This is a genomic window from Streptomyces niveiscabiei (genome assembly GCF_001419795.1).
Lineage (GTDB): Bacteria > Actinomycetota > Actinomycetes > Streptomycetales > Streptomycetaceae > Streptomyces > Streptomyces niveiscabiei.
Map to the genome: position 1 here is coordinate 1 of NZ_LIRL01001341.1, position 902 is coordinate 902.

At 63.3% G+C, this 902-nt stretch carries 1 protein-coding gene and 1 pseudogene; both read right to left on the reverse strand.

What is annotated here, in order from left to right; all coding sequences use genetic code 11:
* Positions 1-23: 23 nt before the first annotated feature.
* On the reverse strand, positions 24-392 hold a 369-nt coding region (locus tag AOK24_RS52040), incomplete at its 5' end, for a DUF5753 domain-containing protein (protein ID WP_240554420.1).
* 2 nt (positions 393-394) lie between these two features.
* Positions 395-881, reverse strand: a pseudogene (locus AOK24_RS52045) (helix-turn-helix domain-containing protein); the annotation flags it as partial.
* Positions 882-902 lie beyond the last annotated feature (21 nt).

Below are 902 nucleotides of genomic sequence, written 5' to 3' on the forward strand. Positions count from 1 at the left end.
GCTCTTGCGCCACGAGAGGTTGGTCAGGTCGACGGATCGCACGGTACTTCCTCCAACAGCCGCAAGATGAACGCGCGTGACTCGGCGGGTGTTTGCGCCAGGTCGCACACGGCATCATAAGCACGGAAGAGGTACTCGGCCTTGCCAGTTTCTTCGACCACTTCGCCGTCTAGATCGTTCTCCGTGTAGACGACGGTCCGCCCGTCCATGAGCCGCAGGAACATCACATCTGTGGTGTCCAAGCCATGCAACCCCATGCCGAACGGCAGCACGCGGATGACGACGTTCGGCAGCTCGGACACCTCCAGCAGACTCTCCAGTTGCTCACGCCAAGCGGCCGGATCACGCAGCGAATTCCGGAGCGCCGCCTCGGAGAGGATCGAGCGGAACACNNCACCCTCAAGGCCACCCGCCGCCAGCGCTTCCCGTGCGTACGCCTCCGTCTGAAGCAACCCATGCAGCCTGCTCAGCGAGAACTGGGACAAGGCAACCGCCTTCGCCTCGTACTCCATGTACGTCCGGTACCTCGGCCTGAACTGCTTCTTGTCCGCAGCCGCCAGCTCCCACACCGTCAGGATCAACGGCGTCGTCCCATAGAACGTGTCCAGCCCCATGGCAACCTGCGGACTACCAATCGTCGCCCCGCTCTCCAACCTGCTCAGCAGCGACTGATCCCACCCCAGCCGCCGCGACAACTCCCTGAAGCTCAGCCCCAGTTTCTCCCGTTGCTCCTTGACCACCTCCCGGAACCGTTCCCTCGGCTCCTGGCTCATTCCCGTGATCGGAAGCCTCCGTGACATCCGTCCCCTCCATCCCGCGTGGTGCATGACCGCGCTCCGTGGTGCACCAAACCCGATTCGACCTGTACGACCACCGTCCATGGGCCATCCTCGTACTACCCA